This is a genomic window from Streptococcus sp. HMSC065C01 (assembly GCF_001813525.1).
GTDB classification, from domain to species: Bacteria; Bacillota; Bacilli; order Lactobacillales; family Streptococcaceae; genus Streptococcus; species Streptococcus parasanguinis_V.
The window spans coordinates 1-568 of the sequence record NZ_KV812827.1 but is presented as its reverse complement, the minus strand read 5'-3'; the positions used below and the strand labels follow the sequence as shown (position 1 = coordinate 568).

Genomic DNA, 568 nt, shown 5'->3' with positions numbered 1-568 from the left:
GGAGATTTTCTCATCAAAATTCTTGTTCCAACAATGTTGGCTAGCATGATAAAGACACAGTTGATCAAGAAAAGATAGAGAGCCCCCAATAAAAATCGTACATTCCCATTAGCTAAACCATAGCCAGCAGTACAGATAGGCGGCATCAAAGCTGTAGCAATGGCTACTCCTGGCACGATATTGTTTGCTTCTTTTTTCCTTGAACCGATCACACCAGCAATCCCACCAGCAATAGCAATGAGAACATCCCAAATGGTTGGAGAGGTTCGTGCGATCAACTCGCTACTTGCATAAGACAAGGGAGAAATCCAGAAATACAGAGTCGAGACAAGCAAACTGACCAACACTTGAGTCAATAAAACCTCTAGAGATTGCTTGATTAAACGCGTATCAAAAATAGCTAAACCGAATCCCAGTCCAACAATCGGTGTCATGAGAGGTGAAATTAACATGGCTCCAATAATAACAGCTGTTGAATTCATATTTAGACCGATAGAGGCAATAAAAATTGCACACATCAAAATCGCTGTATCTCTCAATCGAACATGAAGGTCATCGTATAATTTCT

General features: G+C 40.5%; 1 protein-coding gene. It reads right to left on the bottom strand.

The annotated features are described in order from the left end of the window. On the bottom strand, positions 1-568 hold a 568-nt coding region (locus HMPREF2918_RS00465; RefSeq protein WP_141751565.1), incomplete at both ends, for a DUF389 domain-containing protein.